The 16,447-nt window shown below is 68.3% G+C and carries 21 protein-coding genes; 6 read left to right on the forward strand and 15 right to left on the reverse strand.

Annotated elements, in window-relative coordinates; translation table 11 throughout:
* Window positions 1-107: 107 nt before the first annotated feature.
* The 4 genes from ACWCQ1_RS21490 to ACWCQ1_RS21505 all read left to right on the forward strand — a co-directional run bounded on the left by ACWCQ1_RS21490 (window position 108) and on the right by ACWCQ1_RS21505 (window position 3,110).
* Entirely contained in the window at window positions 108-584 is a 477-nt protein-coding gene (locus tag ACWCQ1_RS21490) for a hypothetical protein (RefSeq protein WP_451027116.1), read from the forward strand.
* Complete coding sequence (locus tag ACWCQ1_RS21495) at window positions 581-886, forward strand: hypothetical protein (protein WP_451027117.1); 306 nt, start codon at window positions 581-583, stop codon at window positions 884-886. Before ACWCQ1_RS21490 ends, ACWCQ1_RS21495 begins: the two co-directional genes overlap by 4 nt.
* A gap of 293 nt (window positions 887-1,179) precedes the next feature.
* On the forward strand, window positions 1,180-1,506 hold the full coding sequence (locus ACWCQ1_RS21500; protein WP_451027118.1) for an HNH endonuclease: 327 nt from the start codon (window positions 1,180-1,182) through the stop codon (window positions 1,504-1,506).
* Between the two features lie 227 nt (window positions 1,507-1,733).
* Complete coding sequence (locus ACWCQ1_RS21505; RefSeq protein WP_451027119.1) at window positions 1,734-3,110, forward strand: phage major capsid protein; 1,377 nt, start codon at window positions 1,734-1,736, stop codon at window positions 3,108-3,110.
* A gap of 489 nt (window positions 3,111-3,599) precedes the next feature.
* On the opposite strand, the gene ACWCQ1_RS21510 is transcribed toward ACWCQ1_RS21505, so the two are convergent.
* The 12 genes from ACWCQ1_RS21510 to ACWCQ1_RS21565 all read right to left on the reverse strand — a co-directional run bounded on the left by ACWCQ1_RS21510 (window position 3,600) and on the right by ACWCQ1_RS21565 (window position 9,891).
* Window positions 3,600-5,726 carry a cell division protein FtsK gene (locus tag ACWCQ1_RS21510; protein ID WP_451027120.1) on the reverse strand — a complete coding sequence of 709 codons (2,127 nt, stop codon included), beginning with the start codon at window positions 5,724-5,726 and terminating at the stop codon, window positions 3,600-3,602.
* Between the two features lie 87 nt (window positions 5,727-5,813).
* Entirely contained in the window at window positions 5,814-5,993 is a 180-nt protein-coding gene (locus ACWCQ1_RS21515) for a DUF6257 family protein (RefSeq protein WP_451027121.1), read from the reverse strand.
* 3 nt (window positions 5,994-5,996) lie between these two features.
* Window positions 5,997-6,212: a hypothetical protein gene (locus ACWCQ1_RS21520; RefSeq protein ID WP_451027122.1), complete on the reverse strand. Its 216-nt coding sequence runs from the start codon at window positions 6,210-6,212 to the stop codon at window positions 5,997-5,999.
* A gap of 13 nt (window positions 6,213-6,225) precedes the next feature.
* Window positions 6,226-6,414 (reverse strand): hypothetical protein, encoded by a 189-nt coding sequence (locus ACWCQ1_RS21525; protein WP_451027123.1) that lies wholly within the window; start codon window positions 6,412-6,414, stop codon window positions 6,226-6,228.
* Between the two features lie 20 nt (window positions 6,415-6,434).
* Complete coding sequence (locus tag ACWCQ1_RS21530; RefSeq protein ID WP_451027124.1) at window positions 6,435-6,872, reverse strand: hypothetical protein; 438 nt, start codon at window positions 6,870-6,872, stop codon at window positions 6,435-6,437.
* Entirely contained in the window at window positions 6,869-7,021 is a 153-nt protein-coding gene (locus ACWCQ1_RS21535) for a hypothetical protein (protein WP_451027125.1), read from the reverse strand. The genes ACWCQ1_RS21530 and ACWCQ1_RS21535 overlap by 4 nt, the downstream gene beginning before the upstream one ends.
* Complete coding sequence (locus ACWCQ1_RS21540; protein WP_451027126.1) at window positions 7,018-7,761, reverse strand: hypothetical protein; 744 nt, start codon at window positions 7,759-7,761, stop codon at window positions 7,018-7,020. The genes ACWCQ1_RS21535 and ACWCQ1_RS21540 overlap by 4 nt, the downstream gene beginning before the upstream one ends.
* A complete protein-coding gene (locus ACWCQ1_RS21545) occupies window positions 7,758-7,955 on the reverse strand; it encodes a hypothetical protein (protein WP_451027127.1) in 198 nt (65 codons plus the stop codon). The genes ACWCQ1_RS21540 and ACWCQ1_RS21545 overlap by 4 nt, the downstream gene beginning before the upstream one ends.
* Entirely contained in the window at window positions 7,952-8,194 is a 243-nt protein-coding gene (locus ACWCQ1_RS21550) for a hypothetical protein (RefSeq protein WP_451027128.1), read from the reverse strand. The genes ACWCQ1_RS21545 and ACWCQ1_RS21550 overlap by 4 nt, the downstream gene beginning before the upstream one ends.
* Entirely contained in the window at window positions 8,191-9,009 is an 819-nt protein-coding gene (locus ACWCQ1_RS21555; protein ID WP_451027129.1) for a DUF6907 domain-containing protein, read from the reverse strand. Before ACWCQ1_RS21555 ends, ACWCQ1_RS21550 begins: the two co-directional genes overlap by 4 nt.
* 115 nt (window positions 9,010-9,124) lie before the next feature.
* Window positions 9,125-9,649 carry a DUF6907 domain-containing protein gene (locus ACWCQ1_RS21560; RefSeq protein WP_451027130.1) on the reverse strand — a complete coding sequence of 175 codons (525 nt, stop codon included), beginning with the start codon at window positions 9,647-9,649 and terminating at the stop codon, window positions 9,125-9,127.
* Entirely contained in the window at window positions 9,646-9,891 is a 246-nt protein-coding gene (locus ACWCQ1_RS21565) for a helix-turn-helix domain-containing protein (protein ID WP_451027131.1), read from the reverse strand. Before ACWCQ1_RS21565 ends, ACWCQ1_RS21560 begins: the two co-directional genes overlap by 4 nt.
* 255 nt (window positions 9,892-10,146) lie before the next feature.
* On the opposite strand from ACWCQ1_RS21565, the gene ACWCQ1_RS21570 reads away from it, so the two are divergent.
* Window positions 10,147-10,917, forward strand: coding sequence for a GntR family transcriptional regulator (locus ACWCQ1_RS21570; RefSeq protein ID WP_451027132.1), 771 nt, complete (start codon window positions 10,147-10,149; stop codon window positions 10,915-10,917).
* 424 nt (window positions 10,918-11,341) lie between these two features.
* Here ACWCQ1_RS21570 and ACWCQ1_RS21575 read toward each other — a convergent pair whose 3' ends face one another.
* Both ACWCQ1_RS21575 and ACWCQ1_RS21580 read right to left on the reverse strand, forming a co-directional pair.
* Entirely contained in the window at window positions 11,342-11,929 is a 588-nt protein-coding gene (locus ACWCQ1_RS21575; protein WP_358604311.1) for a GNAT family N-acetyltransferase, read from the reverse strand.
* A gap of 45 nt (window positions 11,930-11,974) precedes the next feature.
* Window positions 11,975-13,000 (reverse strand): terpene synthase family protein, encoded by a 1,026-nt coding sequence (locus ACWCQ1_RS21580; RefSeq protein ID WP_358604308.1) that lies wholly within the window; start codon window positions 12,998-13,000, stop codon window positions 11,975-11,977.
* A gap of 956 nt (window positions 13,001-13,956) precedes the next feature.
* Between ACWCQ1_RS21580 and ACWCQ1_RS21585 the strand changes: the two genes are divergently transcribed.
* Entirely contained in the window at window positions 13,957-14,898 is a 942-nt protein-coding gene (locus tag ACWCQ1_RS21585; protein ID WP_358604377.1) for an RluA family pseudouridine synthase, read from the forward strand.
* An 18-nt stretch (window positions 14,899-14,916) separates the two neighbouring features.
* Here ACWCQ1_RS21585 and ACWCQ1_RS21590 read toward each other — a convergent pair whose 3' ends face one another.
* Entirely contained in the window at window positions 14,917-16,401 is a 1,485-nt protein-coding gene (locus tag ACWCQ1_RS21590) for a cytochrome P450 (protein WP_451027133.1), read from the reverse strand.
* Window positions 16,402-16,447 lie beyond the last annotated feature (46 nt).

The following is a 16,447-nucleotide window of genomic DNA, read 5'->3' on the forward strand; positions in this document are numbered from 1 at the left end:
GTGCGCGGCTGCGGAGCCGTCCTCTGCCGCAGACCCCGCCGGCCGCCCTGCACCGACGTGCACGGCGGGCAGTGCCCCAACCATCAACTGCCCGAGGAGGATGCCGCGTGAGCGCGTGGCGGATCTTCCTGCTGGAAGAGGACTGGCTAAGCCCGCCCCTCGCCGGACGTCGGGGCGCATTCTTCTTCAACAACGGCCCTCACCTGATGCCAGGCCCCTGCGTCGGCGGGCAGCACAACCAACCCATCCAGGGATGCCTGTGCGGTCTGTACTACACGCACAACCTCAACAGCCTCACCAAATACCACCGGGCCATGCCGCCAGCACAACGCGTCATCGCCGACGTCACCCCCATCGGAAACACCTGGCGCGACAGATTCGACAATGCCGCGAGGCGAGCCGAAGCCCTGCACCTCAACCGGATGTGGGTACGCCACGACACCCCGCAGCAGCGCAAAGACGCCCTGCACCAGCGCTACCAAGTACCCGTCCTCAACTGGCGAGACCAGACACCCAAGCCCAGACCCGCAGGCTTCATCAACCTCGTACCGCCCGCACTCCGCCCACCCAAGGAGACAGCGTGACCACCACACTCGACACCACCGTGCCCAGCACCTTCCGCGGCAGGACACCCAAGCCCAGCGACCTGGCAGGCCTGGCCGAGGGAGCAGGCATGGACCTGAGCACGGTCTACTCCCTTGCCTCTCAGGACAACCTCGTCATGGCCGTGCGCAGGTACCAGCAGCGCAAGACCGAGACGAGGACGATGAGCGGGCAGTACGCGCAACGCCTCCTCAACCTGCGGGCCTACGACCCCGGCAACGCCGAGATGACCAACTGGCAGCGTCAGGTTCACCTGCACATGCGGCGCCGCGAGGGATGGTGAGGCAAACCCGCAGGTCAGAGGCATGATCCAGGGAAACCGGTTTTCTTGATCGCGACGCGTCCTGACCCTCCCGCCCTTCAGGAAATTTTCCCCCCGGAGCAAAAAACCTCAGGGGGGAATGATCTTGAAATGGCGGATTTCAACGAATTCGATCTAGGTTCCGCCGACTTCCATCTCCCGGGGCCGAGCCTCGCCGGGGGGCCTGTCGTTTGCGGTGCTTATAGCCTCTCACCTGCGGGTTTTCCCGTCAAGTCGAATGCAGCATCAACTCGCAGCAACCTCAGGAGAGTTCCATGGCCGGCCCCCGGAAGACGACGACTCAGCAGGGCCTCGGCTGGGAGCATCAGCAGGCGCGCGCGAAGGCTCTGAAGGATCTACGGGACGGTGACCCGTGCCCGTTCTGCTACGGGCCGATGTTCCGTGAGCAGAAGCTCGACTACGACCACGTCATCCCGCGCTCTCAGGGCGGCACGGACGGCCCCCGGCGGCTGTCTCACGCGTCCTGCAACAGGCGGGCGGGTGGGCGCCTGGGGGCCGCGCTGACGAACGGCTCACGGCCGCCGCGGTGTTGGTGCGGCAGCAACTGCCTCACTCACGTGCCGGTCGCGCAGATCCGATAGGGCCCAAACCCCACTCTGCTAGTACTTCCCCGCTAGCACGGTTTGGCGTACCGTGATCTCAGCTCCATCTGGCGCGGCCTCTGGCACTGAGGCTTGACGCGGGCGGCCTGGCACTGGCCCCACGGATGTAGAGCGAGACCTGGCACTGGTCGACTCCACGTCAATCAGCATTGCCGCGAAGCCCTGGCACTGGGTACGCCGATGCGCACACCCACCAGGGGTTTCCCATGGCTGTAGACAGCCTGGAGCTCATGCGCCTCAAGGAGCGCCGCCAAGAGCTTCGTTCGCAACGTGTCAGCCTCGTCAACGGCTACGAGCGCCGCGGCCCTGAGTCGCTGCACCCGTCCGATGACGCTTCACTCGACCGGATCGCCCGCGAACTCGCGGACGTCCGAAGCCAGATCAGTGCGCTGGAGAACGCGCCGAACGTGACGCCCGCCCGCCGCTCGGCCGGCGCGGGCATGGAGCGCCGCTCGGCGAGCGCGCCGCAGCCGTCGGGCTGGTCGGTGTCGCACGAGCCGCGGACTTACGAGCAGGGCAACGGCAGCTCGTACATGCAGGATCTGATGCGTTCGACGATCGGCATGGACTCGGACGGGTCGGCCCGGAGGCGCCTACAGCGCCACGCACAGGATGTGCAGGAGGCTGTGGAGCGCCGCGACCTCAGCCGCACGGACGGGGCAGGCGGCTACTTCACGCCCCCGCTCTGGGTCATGTCGCAGTACGTCGAACTGGCCAGGGCCGGCCGCGCCTACGCGAACTTGTGCAGCATGCAGCCGCTGCCCCCGGGCACGGACAGCATCAACATCCCGAAGGTGCTGACGGGTACGGCGACCGCCGTGCAGACCGCGGACAACGGCGCGGTCGCCGAGACCGACATGACGGACACCTACGTGCAGGCTCCGGTGCGCACCATCGCCGGCCAGCAGGACGTGGCCGTGCAGCTCATCGACCAGTCACCCGTCTCGTTCGATCAGGTCATCTTCCGGGATCTCATCGCGGACCACGCGACGAAGACCGACCTACAGGTCATCTCGGGTTCCGGTAGCTCCGGCCAGGTGACGGGTATCCGAGCGACCTCGGGTATCACGACGATCGCCTACACGACGGGTTCGCCGACGGTCGCCGGCCTCTATTCGAAGCTCGCCGATGCCGTGCAGCGGGTCCACACGAACCGGTTCATGCCGCCCACGGCGATCGTGATGCATCCGCGACGCTGGGCGTGGTTCCTCGCGGCCTCGGACTCGACGGGGCGCCCTCTGGTCGTCCCGAACGCGGGCAACCCGCAGAACGCCGTAGCCACCCTCGGAACCGTCGGATCCGAGCAGGTCGTCGGCCAGATGCACGGGCTCCCCGTCGTCACGGATCCGAACCTGCCGACGACCCTCGGCGCGGGCACGAACGAGGACGTCATTCACGTCGTCCGTGCGAGCGACCTGCTGCTGTACGAGTCGGGGATCCGGTCCCGCGTCCTCCCCGACGTCGGCTCCGGGACGCTGACGGTGCGTCTTCAGGTATTCGCGTATCTGGCGTTCACCGCGGCGCGCTATCCGGCGAGTGTGATCGAGCTCGGTTCTACGGGCCTCGCGGCGCCGAGCTTCTAGGCTGCGGGTTCGGGTGTCGGGGATTAGGCGCCCCCGGGCCGCCGAAGTGCCACTCGGTTCCTGCTCGCCGAGTTCGGTAGCCGCACCCGCCCTGCATGGCCGCACTGATGGTCCGCGGCCTGTGCCGGCCGGAGGCTCCTCCACGGCGTCTCCGGCCGGCTCCTCCAGCTGCGGCGGTCACCTTGCCGGTCGGCCGCCGCACTGGGCGGGTGTCAAACGCGTTCAACCATGCGCGCAAGGGCCGTCATGACCCGTCGTTCTCGGCGAGCGGTACCTGCACCCGCCCCACAAACACGAAAGGCCCCCGCCCTCGAGGACCGAGGGGGGGCCTTTGTCGTGCAGGGAGGGAGGCTGCGGAAGGGAGGCCAACACCCCGTTTTCGGGGGTCTGGACGTCTCTCTGATGCTGCCTCCCTTGCCTCCCTGAATGGCCATTTCCGCAGGTCATGTGCAGGGAGGCAGGGTGGGGAGGCGGGTAGGGAGAACTCCCTCAGTCCTCGGCCCCTCCCTCGTCGTCGGGATCGTCCTCGTCGCGGCCGGCGATGGCTTCGAGGACGCGGTCGAGACTGACGTGCATCTTGCCGCCGGTCTTGTAGTCGCCGTGTCCGGCCTCGTCCAGGACGCGCTTGAGATCCCGGAACGACCAGCTGCCGTACTCGACTGGATTGAGGTCCTGCAGGCCGCGCAGCACGTCCTGCGTAAGCATCCGCGGCTCGTGCCCGAGCACCTTGGCGATGTCGTCGAGATGGTCGACGGGGGCGAAGGTGGGCACCTCCCACGTGCCGGCGTCGTTCTTGTACGCCTTCATGGCGCGCTCGACGACCGGGGTGACCTCGTCGATGCCTGCCTCTTTCCGCACGAAGTACGAGCGGATCAGTCCGGGCGTCTTTCCGAAGCCCGCGGCCATGGCAGTGCCGACGTCTTCACCTGCGACGAGGGTCGTCGCGGAGTACCCGTTCTTGTGCATGCCAGTGCCGAGGATCGCATCGTTGCCCTGATGGTCGTTGATGGCGAACGCGACCCGGTGAGAGACGGTCTTGGAGATCCCACGCGGGAGGCTGTTAGCGTCCGCGTCGGGCGTGATCCACAGCAGCGTGATGGCCGTCTTCCGGGCCTTCTTGGTGACCTTCAGCGCCAGTTCCTTGGCTTCCTTGCCGTACTCCTTGTGGGTAAAAAGCTCATGGACCTCGTCGAACACGACGATCCGGGGCCGCATGGACGGGTCGCGTTCCGCCATCTCGCGAGTGACCTTGGTGTCCGTGCCGATGCGTTCCAGTTCCTGCCCGCGACGGGACACCTCGCCGGCCAGGGCGCGCAGCGTGTCCATGGCCGCGACCACATGCTCGTCGTCGTCGCCCTTGACCAGGCTCCGCAGACGCGGCCGCATCGGGTCGTAGTCGGAGTTGTACGCCAGGACGTGCACGTCGATCTCGACCAGCGGGTCGAGCATCGCACCGAGGAGCAGGGCGATGACCAGCGATGACTTGCCGCTGCCCATGATTCCGGCGATGAGGTAGTTCGATGCCATCAGCCGGCCGATGACCTGCTCGCCGCGGGCGTTGAGTGCGACGGGTACACCGCGGAAGAAGTCGGTCGTTCCCTCCTTCAGAAGCGGCCACGGCGGCACTGGCTTGGTGAGGACACCAGGGTCGGCGACCCACAGGTCCAGCACGCCGGCCTGGTCACGCGGCTCCGTCGGCCACACCTCGATGGGCTTGCGCATCAGGTTGTGCGCCAGCGTCGACTTCTTGTCGGCGACCATCTCAACGGGCACGCCTTCGGGCAGCTGCAGTTGCGCATGCCAGCCGTTCCCCGACCGGGTCGACGGCTGCACCCACCGCGGCTTCCATCCCTCCTTGAGGGCCTTATTCAGCGGCGGAAGGTTCAGGTTCTGCAGCGCGCGCATGATGGCGTTCTCATCAGGCACGACGTCCCGCTCGTCACCGTCGACGGGAAGCGCCCACGTAGGCGCGGTGCCCTGGGCACGGCCCACGGACCACACGCCGAGCAGGGCAAGCAGCGGCGCCGAGTACAGCAGCGGCTTCCAGATGACGCCGGCCAGGAACGCCACCCAGCCGACGAACTCGATCGCCGCGTTCAGCGGAGCCAGCACGTCACGGACGTCGTGCCGGTACCAGGCGAGCATGATGCCCAGCACCAGCAGCAGCCCACCCGCGGACACGACCGCGCTGAAGACGGCCTTCGGCAGGTTGATGGCCAGCTGCAGCAGGTCCATGCGCCTCTTGTGCCGGGCGAAGCGGTAGGCGTAGGCCCGCTGTTCCCACTTGGTCACCATCTCTTCGTTGCCGGCCGCCTCGGCGATCCGCATGAAGCGGTGGTGCATGGCGGTGGTGCGGGCCTCCCAGGTACGGCGGGCGAGGACGCGGGTACCGCCCCACACGTAGGAGCCGTGGCGGACGGTGAACCGGTATCCGGGGTTCTGGCGGGTGTCGACGAACACCCGCCGCAGGGAGTCGATACGGATACGGCGGCGGGGGCGTACCTCTTCGGGTGCAGACTCAGGTACAGCCGTACCTGCCTTGTCACCCTTGTCGAGTACGACGGGTACAGGCGTACCCGGCTCCTCGACGTTGGCGGGGGCGTGAAGGTCGGTCATGATGTGATCTCCGGTTGCTCCAAGGGGTGATCGGGTGCACGGGGCGGCCGGTGTACCTGTGCCGGGTACGGCCGCCCCGTGGCGTACTCAGGGCTTCTTGTTCTTGCGGCGCTCCGCCTGCTGCTCGATGCGCCGGACCTTCCGCTGCAGGTCGCTCAGGTCGACCGTGGGGCCGGCGATGCCGCGCTTCGCCATCCGGGCGTGCAGGCCGAGGAGGCGGGCCTTCTCGCCGCCGGTGAAGTCGGACCAACTGAGGTCGTCAGCCATGGGTCAGGCCTCCGTCTTCACGTCGTTGGTCTCGGGCATGGCGGCGGCGATCGCGGCGTGACCGCGGGAGATGTCCGCCCACACGGCGCCGGCCGCGGCGAGCGGGCCGACCTTGTTCGTGTAGTCGGGGTGGATGGCGTACCGTTCGGCGTCCGCTGCGAGCCGTTCGGCCCGGGTGATGGCGTCGTCGGCCAGCTTCAGGTGTTGTTCGCGGTTCATGGGTTCTCCCTGGTCAGTCGATCGGGGTGATTTCGCTGGTCTCGCACAGGACGTCGGCGATCCAGAAGGCATCGACCTTGACGGTCCAGCGGCCCTCGGTGAGCTCGCCGGGGGGCGCCTCATCGACGATCCAGCCGGTCTTGCCGGCGGCGCGCTTGTCGTCGGCGCACGAGACGATCCGGACCTTGCGGCGCTTCGCCATGGGATTCCTTCCGTTGCAGGTCAGCGGTGCTTACGGCCGCTGGATTCGGTACGGATAGAGGGGCGGATCTTGGATGCGGCCCAGCCGGCGGCGAGCAGCACACCGGCCAGGGACAGGCCGACCATGGGGAGGTTCGCGGTGACGGCGCCGATGATCCCCATAAGGGTTCCGCCGACGATGACGACCACGGCGCACACGGCGGCCGTGCACACGACGACCACGGCCAGCACCAGAAACGTGATGATGATGAGCCGTTGCATCTCCGGCGACAGCCCCCGATCCGGCAGCTGCACGACCACCGGAGGCGGCTGCAGCGGCTGCCCGATCGTGAAGTGCACGGGACGACCCTGCGAGTCGTACAGCACGTTCGGAGGCCGATGGTGGGCGGCGACGTCCTCGCCCGGGGCGGCGGCGTACCGACGGTACTTCTCCGGCAGGCCCGGCAGTTCCTCGGTCATCGCGCCCACCTCGACAGACGGCGCGCTCGCAGACCGGCCACCAGGACGGCCTTACCGAGCAGCCACCCCGTGGCCGTAGCCACAGCGGCGAGCAGCGACGGGAACAGCAGCAACACGGCCAGGACAGCACCCAGCAGAAGCCACCTCATGACGACACCCCCTGACCTGCCAGCTTCGGCAGAGCCTCACGGAACGCTTCTTGGATCTGCTTCGCCTTGTCCTGGCCGACGCGGCACTCGGACTTGATGCGGTGAATCGACGGGATCTCTCCGGCAAGCAGTTCGTCCTTGAACTGCTCGGCGGCCCATCCCATCTCCAGCGCCTCCAACGGGTCCTCGGGAGGCGGCTCAGGTACGTACTTGGGCTCAGGCTCCGGGCGGGTATGCAGGGCGCGCTGCAGCTCCCCGGGGCACTCGAAAACGGGCAGCAGGCGGGCGCCTACGGGTACGGCCTCGGGTACGGCAGGTACGGGCTCCGGCAGTGCCGGGTACGCCTCCGGTTCGACGGGTACGCGCTCGACCTCGACCGGCTCGACGTACTCAACGGGGGTACGCACTGACTGCGTCCCCTCGTCGACGCGGAGGGCGTGCACGCGCCACAGGACGAGCGGGGCGATCGCCGAGACGGCGACGACGAGCGGCACGTTCACCGGCAGCAGACCGGCCGTGACGAGATGGCTCGCCGCGTTCACTCCGATCATCGCCACGACCGCGGTGAGCACGTCCTTGTGGGCGCGCATGGCCCGCACCGTGTAGATGTCGAGGGCGCCCGGCACGGCCGCGGCAACCCACTCGTTGAAGCCGACCGCGCGCGCCAACTCGTACTCGGCGGACGCGGTGGCGACCAGGGCCGCCGCGAGGGCGGCCCACTTCAGAACGTCGTTCTTCACTGCCCAACCTCCAGTTGGGACACTCGGACGGCGCGGCAGGCGAGGAGGCAGATGCCTTCGTGGTCGCCGAGCCGTTGCGCGGTGAGCAGGTCGGCGAGAATCGCCGGCATCGAGGGAGTCGGCCGCGGGGACTTCTCGCAGGCCCGTAAGGCCGCGTGCTCCGTCGGCCGCGGAACGTGGACGTAGCGGCTCACGGCTGCTCACCCGCCTGGCGGTAGCCGACGGCCGGCTTCTCGGCGAGACGCGATCGCAGGTAGTCCGCGGACCAACCGGGATCGTCGCCGCGCTGCAGCACTCCCTCGATGGCGATACGGGCGTCAATCACGCGGTCCAGCAGGATCCGGTCGTGCACCTCGGCGTCGCCGACCGTCGCGGGATACGGGAGAGCAATGGCCTCGAACACGGCGGCGAGCAGGGCGCGGTCGTCGCTCACGATTCCGCCCTCCGGATCCGATCGAGCTCGTTGCTCAGCCGGTACAGGCGGCCGACGTACAGACCGAGTTCGGCCGCCACCGCCCGCAGCTGCGCGGGATCCATGGGCGGCAGGTCGCCAAGGGCCGCCACGGGGTACGGCTCCGGCTGCAGCTCGGCGAACGGCGCCCACGAAATGGATGCCTCGAGCAGCTGCTCCGTGCCGAGGTCCGTCTCCACCTCTGCAAAGACCGGCCGGCCGTTGTGGGTGATGTCGACGCGGTGCACGACCGCCTCGGCGTTGTGCCCCATGCACCAACGGGGTTCGGTGATCGTGACCTCACCGTGGTCGAGGGTCTGCAAGGTGACTGTGCCGTCCCCATATCGGGGCTGCTGCATGATTGGCTCCCGCTCATTTCGAGGTCGGTAGGCCCGGTCCATGGCGCGCAGCAGTGCGGCCATCTGATCCGGGTGGTCGCCGCGTTCGATCTGGCCGGCGACTTCCTCGACGAGGGCGTCCAGCTCCAGCGACGAAGTGCCTGCAAGGTGCGCCTCGACGTCGTCGCGGATCTGCTGCACCGACATGTCGTCCGGGTTCTGGCCGATGTTCGTCGACGCGTAGCCGGCCGCCACGACCGCGAACAGCTCGAACCGCGACAGTTGGTAGTCGACGCGGACCTTCACCCACGGCTCAGGCTGGTCGTCGTGCACGTTCTGCGTCTCGCCGGGCCCGTAGACGGGCACCGGGCCCTCGCCGCGCTCGGCGGCGAGGAACGCGGCGGTCACCGGGAAGTGACGCTCAACGAACTTCTTCGCCCGCTGCTCCTCGTTGCTCATGCAGCCCACCCCTTACGGCGGGCCTTCATGGCGAGACGACGAGCGATGCGCGGGGAGTCGAGGTCGGCCGGCGCCTGGCGGCGCTTCGTGTCGACGTTGGCGTTACGGCGCGGCATCAGGCGACACCCCCGCGGGCGGCGCGCTGGCGGTACGCCTCACGCACCTCGACGAGGCGGCGGTGCGTCTGGCGCATCCCCTCGACGCGGGCGGCGAGGGTGTTGATGACCGTCTCCAGGCCGTCCGGGTCGAGGCCGTCGATGAAGTGGTCATCGACGAGCTCGACGACGGCGAACGGCAGGCGCTCGGCGACCTTCCCCGACCAGGGCTCCACCTTGATGACAGTGGACAGGACGCGGAACTCCTCCGGCTGGCCGTTCTCGTTGACCGGGAGAGTCAGGGACTCGTCCCAGAACCAACACCAGATGTCCTCACGGAAGTTGGAGCGGCCCATCTCGCGGGTGTGGTCGATGGTGCACCCGTCCATGCACGTGTACTGCACGGTCTCGCCCGTGCGGCGGTCGATGAACGACCAGCTACGCGGCTTGACGGTGGCGGCTGCGGCCTGCTCGCCGGCCTCGGTGAGCGCGAGGGGAATCGGCGAGTCGGCGAACAGCTGCAGGGGGTTGGTCTTGGCGTTCACAGCGTCACCGCCAGTTCGCTCGTCGGGATGCCGCGCTCGACGAGGTACTGCGTGAAGGCGGCGCGGGGGACGCGGAAGGTGCCGCGGCCGGAGCCGACGCGGTAGGCGTCGAGCCGACCGGACGTGATCTCGCGGTAGACGGTGCTGCTGTCGACGCGCAGGGCGGCGGCGATGTCCTTGACCCGGAGCGGTTCGCCCTCGGGGGCCTGCTTCTGGGCAGGCGCGATACGCTCTTGCTGCATTCGGAGACCCAACTCTCTGATGCGTCGGCCTCGACGGGCCCGGAGCGCCAACTCCGGGACACCCCCGTCGGGGCCTTTGTGTTGTCTGAGGCAGAGCTGAACTTGCGGCTTGTGCAGAAAGTGCCGCTGAAGAAGACGTTATAACGAGTAGGACGACTCTGCAAGGGTGTGACGGGGCGACTACCCAAAGCGGCTATAGAACTGCAGGTCAGCCACGTGCTCTACTTGTCAGGACCAGTAGACGAAAGGGACACAGTGGCTCAGTTCCAAGGCAAGTCGGCCTACGTGCAGATCGCCGACGACATCCGTCAGCGCATCCTCGACGGCGACCTGCAGGCCGGCGACAAGCTGCCGTCCGAGGCGGACCTGATGGCCGAATACGGCGTCTCTCGCATCGTCATCCGCATGGCAGTCGAGGCCCTGCAGAACGAGGGCCTGGTCATCAAGCAGCAGGGGCGCGGAACCTTCGTCCGCGAACAGCGCCCCCTGCGCCGGCGCATCTCCGGCGACCTGTACGGGAAGCGTCCGGTGAGCTCCCCCATGAAGCGCCAGACCGAGGCAGAGGGGCGACGGTCTGAGTGGGAGTATCAGACGCGCGTCACGACAGCCACGAAGGCGGTCGCCGAACGACTCGGCATTGAGCCCGGCGACGAGGTGGTGCGCACTACGTACCGGTTCTTCGCCGACGACGAGCCGGTCATGCTGTCGACGTCCTACGAGCCGCGCGCCCTCACAGCCGGCACGCCCATCGAGCAGCCTGAGGGCGGACCGATCACCGGCGTTGTGCCGCGCATGGACTCGATCGGCCAGCACATCACGGAAGTCACTGAAGACGTGAACGCGCGCGCGCCGCGGCCCTACGAGACTGACCAGCTGCAGATGGCTCCTGGCGTACCCGTCATGGTCATTACCCGGACGTACAAGGTGGAGGAGCGCCCCGTCGAGACGTGCGACATCGTGGTCGCGGCCGACCGGTACACCCTCAACTACACGATCCCGATTCCGCCGCTGAGTGACGAAGCGTGACAGTGCCCCCGCCGTGCCTCAGGGCACAACGGGGGCACAACACTGTCTAACGCACCCAACGTCAGCCAACGCGTACCAACGCTGTTTTGGCTGGTCAGGCGCCTACCAACGGGGTTATCGCAGGTCATCGTGACCATGGCCTCACTGGTACTTCCAGTGGTTCACGGTCCTGTTCCTCGCGGCCACGCTGCTGGCGGGCGCCGCCTACCGGGCGTACCGCAGGACGTCGGAGGCGGGAGGTCCCGTACCGGAGCCGGCGGTTCAGGAAGCGGCCGTCTGAGCCGGGTGCGCGGCACGCTCGCACACCCGTCCACCAGGCGTCTCGCACTCACCCAGGTCGTGTCCGCGAGGCCCGCGCATGTCGTCGCGCAGGCCTCGCGCCCGCCTCGCGAGGCAGTGCCGCGCACCGGGAACCGCCGGCCGGTCAGGCGCTGTCCTCGCGCAGGCGGGCGTGCAGGTGCATGTCGTGCCAGCCGTCCTGGTGGTAGGCGGCACGGCGCTTGGTGCCCTCCAGGGTGAAGCCCGTCTTGGCGGCGACGCGGCAGGAGGCCCGGTTGGCGGTGGCGTGCAGGAGCTCGAGGCGGTGGAAGCCGATCTCGTCGAAGGCCCAACGGGTCAGGGTGTTGGTCGCACGGACGGCGACGCCCTGGCCGCGGGCCGCCGCGGTGGTCCAGTACGCGACCTTGCCCAGTCCCTCGACGAGCCGGATGTCACGCAGCGCCACCCGCCCCATCAGCCGGTCGGTCTCCGCGTCGACCACGGCCCACTGGGCGTTGCGCTCGCCCTGCCACTCCTTCTGCCACTCCCGGATCCACCCGGCGGCCTCCTCCTCGGAGTCACTGCGCCGGATGTGCCACTGATGCATGAGCGGATCCTGGAACGCCTCATGCACGGCCCCCGCGTCCTCCCCCCGCCAGGGCCGCAGCACCAGCCCGTCACCGGTGGAAAGCACAGGCTGCGCCCCCCGAGCGAGGGCCCCCTCGGGCAACACGACATCGGCAGTGAACGGCATGCACGGCATCCTGCCAAGCGGGGGGTGCGGGGCCCAACGGTTTTTCTACGGAGACACCGACGTGAGGTTCGCGGGATGGAGCTGGCCGGTCACGCCGGAGCCCAGGGCGCTGGCCGTGTACGGGGAATAACGGCCGTTGATTCGGCTCCAGTCATAACTGCCGCGTATCCACGTGATCATGGCGCTCGCATAGCGCCGGACCTTGTCGGTCTCATCGCTCGTGAGCCCGAGACGGGTGCAGAACAGAGGAGTCCGTTTCGCTAGCGCGAAAAGTCTGGCGACCGCCGACTGAACGAGGGCGACGGCCATTTCTATGGCCTCCGGCCGGGAGCAGTCGCGTTCTCGTACAAGGCAGTGCACCAGATTCGGATCGCCCCGCGCGTCGTCGTTCTCCAGGGACATCACTTCGTTGATGAGTTTGACCGCGTCGACGGCCGCCTGCCGCATGGATTCCAGATGGCTGCTGTGCCAGATGAGCTGTGGGATCTCGAAGTGTCCCACCCTTTCGGCCAGATCCAGCGACGGCACCAGTCCGAGAGTGCGGTGGCCGATCCTCATCCGGGTGGCGAAGTCCTGCGGAACCCAGGTACGCCGGTCGATTTCCTCGGTGAGATTTCCCGTGAGGTAGTCCACCCAGTTGTGTGCGGCCCGCTGCCGCCATTCCTCGGACATACCGATCCCGGCTCGGCACCAGATGTCCGCGAAAGCCCTCACGAGTGGTGCGTCGTGCCCGCCCGCCTGCGGCACGGGGTCGCGGAGGAGGGCGATGAGCCGGTGGCACACGTCGACGGCTTCCTCGGCCCGGTGGCCCGCAGGGACGTCGAAGAGGTCGTCGAACAGGAAGAACCAGCCCATGGTGTCGAAAGCCAGATCGAGGTCGTCGCCCTCGACGTCCGGGTAGCTGTAGGCGGCCAGGTCCGCCACCGCGGAGAACACATAGCGTTGGGCGGCCTTTTCCCCCAGTACCAGTTCCTGGTGACGCATCCATTGCAGATTACGTTCCCTTGCGGCCGCCAGACCGGAGTTCAGCCGGAAAGGTATGGGCAACTCGATGGTGACGTTCTGGGGCATGAATCTCTCCCAGTTTCTGCTCAAGGTGCTTTTTCTCCGTGGCCAGATCACAACGCTGAATGCGCGGCCGAGGGATGCGCGTCAACCTCATTCGAGTGAGCGCCAAGACGACGGAGGATCCAAGAAGTCGTCCGGAAATCGGACAGGATATCCCGTCATGACCTTCTCCGATCGCGCGCGCCTTGCCGTCGGGTGTGAGGGCGTCGGAAGTGACGTCGACGACCTTGCCCAAGTGCTTGGATGGAGCAGTCTCAGCCTGTTGGCGATTTCGCGGCAGAGTAACAGATGTATCTACCAAGCGGCGAGGACGAGTTGTCACCGCGGGGAACGGGCGCCGGTTCACGCCCCAGCGGTCGGGCGTCAGGTCAGCGGTCGCGCCGGCGCCAGGCCCCTCCCCCGGGCCTTGCCTTCGTACGCTGCTGGACCACACCGTGCCGACAGCGCCCGTCCCACAGTCCGTCTCTGGTCCACGTACATCACCCCACGCGCCCAGTCCACAGAAGGAGCGGGCCGCTCCAAGCCCGCTTGTACGACGTGGCCGAGCCATACAACTGTGCCAGCCGCATGCCGACGCGGGAAGGCGCACGTGTCTACGTGTTGATGCGTACCCGACCTACGGTGTGCGCCCCCGAACAACACCCCACTCAGTACGCGTTACCAAGAGAAGCGCACGTCACACACCTCGCACCCCCGATGCGCCCCCAGGGGTCCGTTTTCACGCAACGGGCCCGCCAGGCTTAGCCGTTGACTCGAATGTCTTCAACTGTTTCGGTTCGCAACTGTTTCGAGTCGCACACATGTTTCTGGCGCAACGAAGTATCCGCGAATCCCGGCCCCGACGGATCACCGAGCCGGTATTTCCGAATCCGCCCAGGTGTTCGTCCGGACGGGGCGCAGCTGGTTTCCGCCCCTCTGATCGCATCGCCGTCCGGTGCCACCTCGTACGCTTGATCATGATGAGACGCCGTACCCCGCCCCCGCCCTCCCCCCTGCCGCAACGCGACGGGGTGGACCCGGTGCGGGTGCGGTTGCCGGCCGAAGGAGCCTGGGCGACCGTACGGGATCATCTCGTGGCGCGACTGGCGGCTGGGGCCGGTGTGATCGACGAGATGCTGGACGCGGGACGGATCGTCGATGCCGCCGGTCGCCCGGTGTCGCGCGCGACGGCGTACCTGCCGGGAATGTACGTGTGGTTCCACCGCGAGCTGCCCGACGAGGAGCGGGTGCCGTTCACGATCGACGTCGTCTACCAGGACGAGCACGTGGTGGTGGCCGACAAGCCGCACTTCCTGGCCACCACCCCACGTGGCAGCCATGTCGCCGAGACGGCCCTGGCGCGGCTGCGGCGGGAGCTGGGTGTGCCGACGCTGGGCGCCGCCCACCGGCTGGACCGGCTGACGGCCGGCTTGGTGCTGTTCACGGTACGGCCCGAGGAGCGCGGCGCGTACCAGTCCCTGTTCCGCGACCGGAGGGTGGGCAAGGAGTACGAGGCGGTGGCGGCGTACGACCCCGGGCTGGACCTGCCGCGCACCGTGCGCAGCAGGATCGTCAAGGAGCGCGGGGTCCTGGCCGCTCGTGAGGTCGAGGGCGAGCCCAACGCCGTCAGCCGGATCGAGTTGCTGGAGCACCGACACGGACTGGCCCGGTACCGGCTGCTGCCGAGTACCGGGCAGACGCACCAACTACGGGTCCACATGAGCGCGTTGGGGGTGCCGATCCTCGGCGATCCCCTCTATCCGGTGGTGGCCGACCCCGTGGCGGCCGGTGACTTCCGGCGCCCGCTCCAACTACTGGCGCGGGTGCTGGAGTTCACCGACCCGATCACGGGACGCGAGCACCGGTTCGTCAGCCCGCGGGTGCTGCCGGCCTGGTCGTCGTACGACGAGTGGGCCGGGTGACCTGCGCAGGCCGGCCGGTCACTCGCCGCGCCACCAGCGCAGGAAACGCTGGAGCATGCTCGGCCGGCGGGCCGGTTCGGGCATGGGGACCGACGTGGGCGCGGGCGGCATGACCGGGGCGGGAGGCTCCGGGACCGTCACCTGGGGCAGGGGTGTGCCGACCTGCCAGTCGCCGGGGCGCTGCCGCGAGGCCAGCGGATGTGCGGGGCGCGCCATGACGTCCTGCTGGGGCTTGGGCGCGAACTTCACCGGCAGTTCCACCAGATGCCGGTTCGAGATGGTCTCCCGCCAACGCAACTCGTCTTCCTCGCAGGCGAGTTGGACGTCCGGCAGCCGCGTCAGCAGCGCGTCGACGCCGACGTCGGCGATGGCGCGGCCGATGTCCTGACCCGGGCACTCGTGGGGGCCGCCGCCGAAGGCGAGGTGGGAGCGGTTGCCCTGCATGTTCGCCGTGAGGTCGGGCCGGACCCGTGGGTCGACGTTGCCGGGCGCGATGCCGAGGATGAGGGCGTCGCCCTTGCGGATGCGCTGCCCGCCCAACTCGGTGTCCTGCTTGGCGACGTAGGGAAGCACCGTGCTGAACGGCGGCTCGTCCCACAGCGACTGCTCGACCGCCTGGGGCACCGTCATCTGGCCGCCGCTGAGTCGGGCGCGGAACCCGGGGTCGGTGAGCACCACCCGCAGTACGTTGGCGAGCAGGTTGGCGGTGGCCTCGTACGACGCGACCAGGATGATGCGCAGGTGCTGGCCGACCTCGTCGTCGGTGAGTCCCGCCGGGTGGTTGATCAGATGGCTGGTGAAGTCGTCCTGGGGATCGGCCCGGCGGCGGGCGGTGAGCCGCATCAGGACGTCCATCAGATAGGCGTTGCTGGCGATCGCGGTCTCGGTGCCCTTGGGCATGTCACGCGCCGCCTGCACGATGCGGTCGTTGTACTCCTCGGGCATGCCGAGGATCTCGCACATCACCATCATCGGCAGATGCTCGGCGAACTGGCTGACCAGGTCTGCCTTGCCCGTCTCGCAGAACTGGTTGACGAGGAGCTGGGTCGCGCGGTTGATGTGGCGGCGGATACCGCGGTGGTCGATGGTCGACATGGCGCCGGTCACGGCACCCCGCAGCCGCTGGTGCTCCTCGCCCTCGGCGTGGACGCAGATGGGCTGCCAGGCGAAGTGCGGCATGAGCGGATGGTCGGGCTTGACCGTGCCGTCCTGCAGGGCGGTCCACAGCCGGGTGTTACGGCAGAACTGCGACGGCGAGCGCACCATGTGCATGTTCTCGGTGTGCCCCAGGACGACCCAGATCGGAACGTCCTCGTGCAGCAGCGTGGGTGCCACCGGGCCGTGCTCGCTGCGCAGCTTCTCGTACAGGGCCCCCAGGTCCTCCGCCTCAGGCCCATAGAGCCGCCGCAGCCCACCCGGCCCGATGCCGTGCGCCGGGCAGCCCGGGGGTGGGGCCGTGGTGGGGGTGTCCGTGCTGGTGGGGAAGGCGGGGTCTGGGGTCACGATGGTCGCTCCGAGAGGGAAGTGATCCGGGGTACGTTCGAGAGGG

The organism is Streptomyces sp. NPDC002144 (assembly GCF_053593695.1).

What these genes read in the sequence shown, in the direction of transcription:
- ACWCQ1_RS21510 (WP_451027120.1), bottom strand. Translation starts at nt 5,726, where the DNA reads ATGACCGACCTTCACGCCCCCGCCAACGTCGAGGAGCCGGGTACGCCT.
- ACWCQ1_RS21565 (WP_451027131.1), bottom strand. Translation starts at nt 9,891, where the DNA reads ATGCAGCAAGAGCGTATCGCGCCTGCCCAGAAGCAGGCCCCCGAGGGC.
- ACWCQ1_RS21515 (WP_451027121.1), bottom strand. Translation starts at nt 5,993, where the DNA reads ATGGCTGACGACCTCAGTTGGTCCGACTTCACCGGCGGCGAGAAGGCC.
- ACWCQ1_RS21575 (WP_358604311.1), bottom strand. Translation starts at nt 11,929, where the DNA reads ATGCCGTTCACTGCCGATGTCGTGTTGCCCGAGGGGGCCCTCGCTCGG.
- ACWCQ1_RS21535 (WP_451027125.1), bottom strand. Translation starts at nt 7,021, where the DNA reads ATGAGGTGGCTTCTGCTGGGTGCTGTCCTGGCCGTGTTGCTGCTGTTC.
- ACWCQ1_RS21505 (WP_451027119.1), top strand. Translation starts at nt 1,734, where the DNA reads ATGGCTGTAGACAGCCTGGAGCTCATGCGCCTCAAGGAGCGCCGCCAA.
- ACWCQ1_RS21555 (WP_451027129.1), bottom strand. Translation starts at nt 9,009, where the DNA reads ATGAGCAACGAGGAGCAGCGGGCGAAGAAGTTCGTTGAGCGTCACTTC.
- ACWCQ1_RS21585 (WP_358604377.1), top strand. Translation starts at nt 13,957, where the DNA reads ATGAGACGCCGTACCCCGCCCCCGCCCTCCCCCCTGCCGCAACGCGAC.
- ACWCQ1_RS21500 (WP_451027118.1), top strand. Translation starts at nt 1,180, where the DNA reads ATGGCCGGCCCCCGGAAGACGACGACTCAGCAGGGCCTCGGCTGGGAG.
- ACWCQ1_RS21525 (WP_451027123.1), bottom strand. Translation starts at nt 6,414, where the DNA reads ATGGCGAAGCGCCGCAAGGTCCGGATCGTCTCGTGCGCCGACGACAAG.
- ACWCQ1_RS21580 (WP_358604308.1), bottom strand. Translation starts at nt 13,000, where the DNA reads ATGCCCCAGAACGTCACCATCGAGTTGCCCATACCTTTCCGGCTGAAC.
- ACWCQ1_RS21530 (WP_451027124.1), bottom strand. Translation starts at nt 6,872, where the DNA reads ATGACCGAGGAACTGCCGGGCCTGCCGGAGAAGTACCGTCGGTACGCC.
- ACWCQ1_RS21520 (WP_451027122.1), bottom strand. Translation starts at nt 6,212, where the DNA reads ATGAACCGCGAACAACACCTGAAGCTGGCCGACGACGCCATCACCCGG.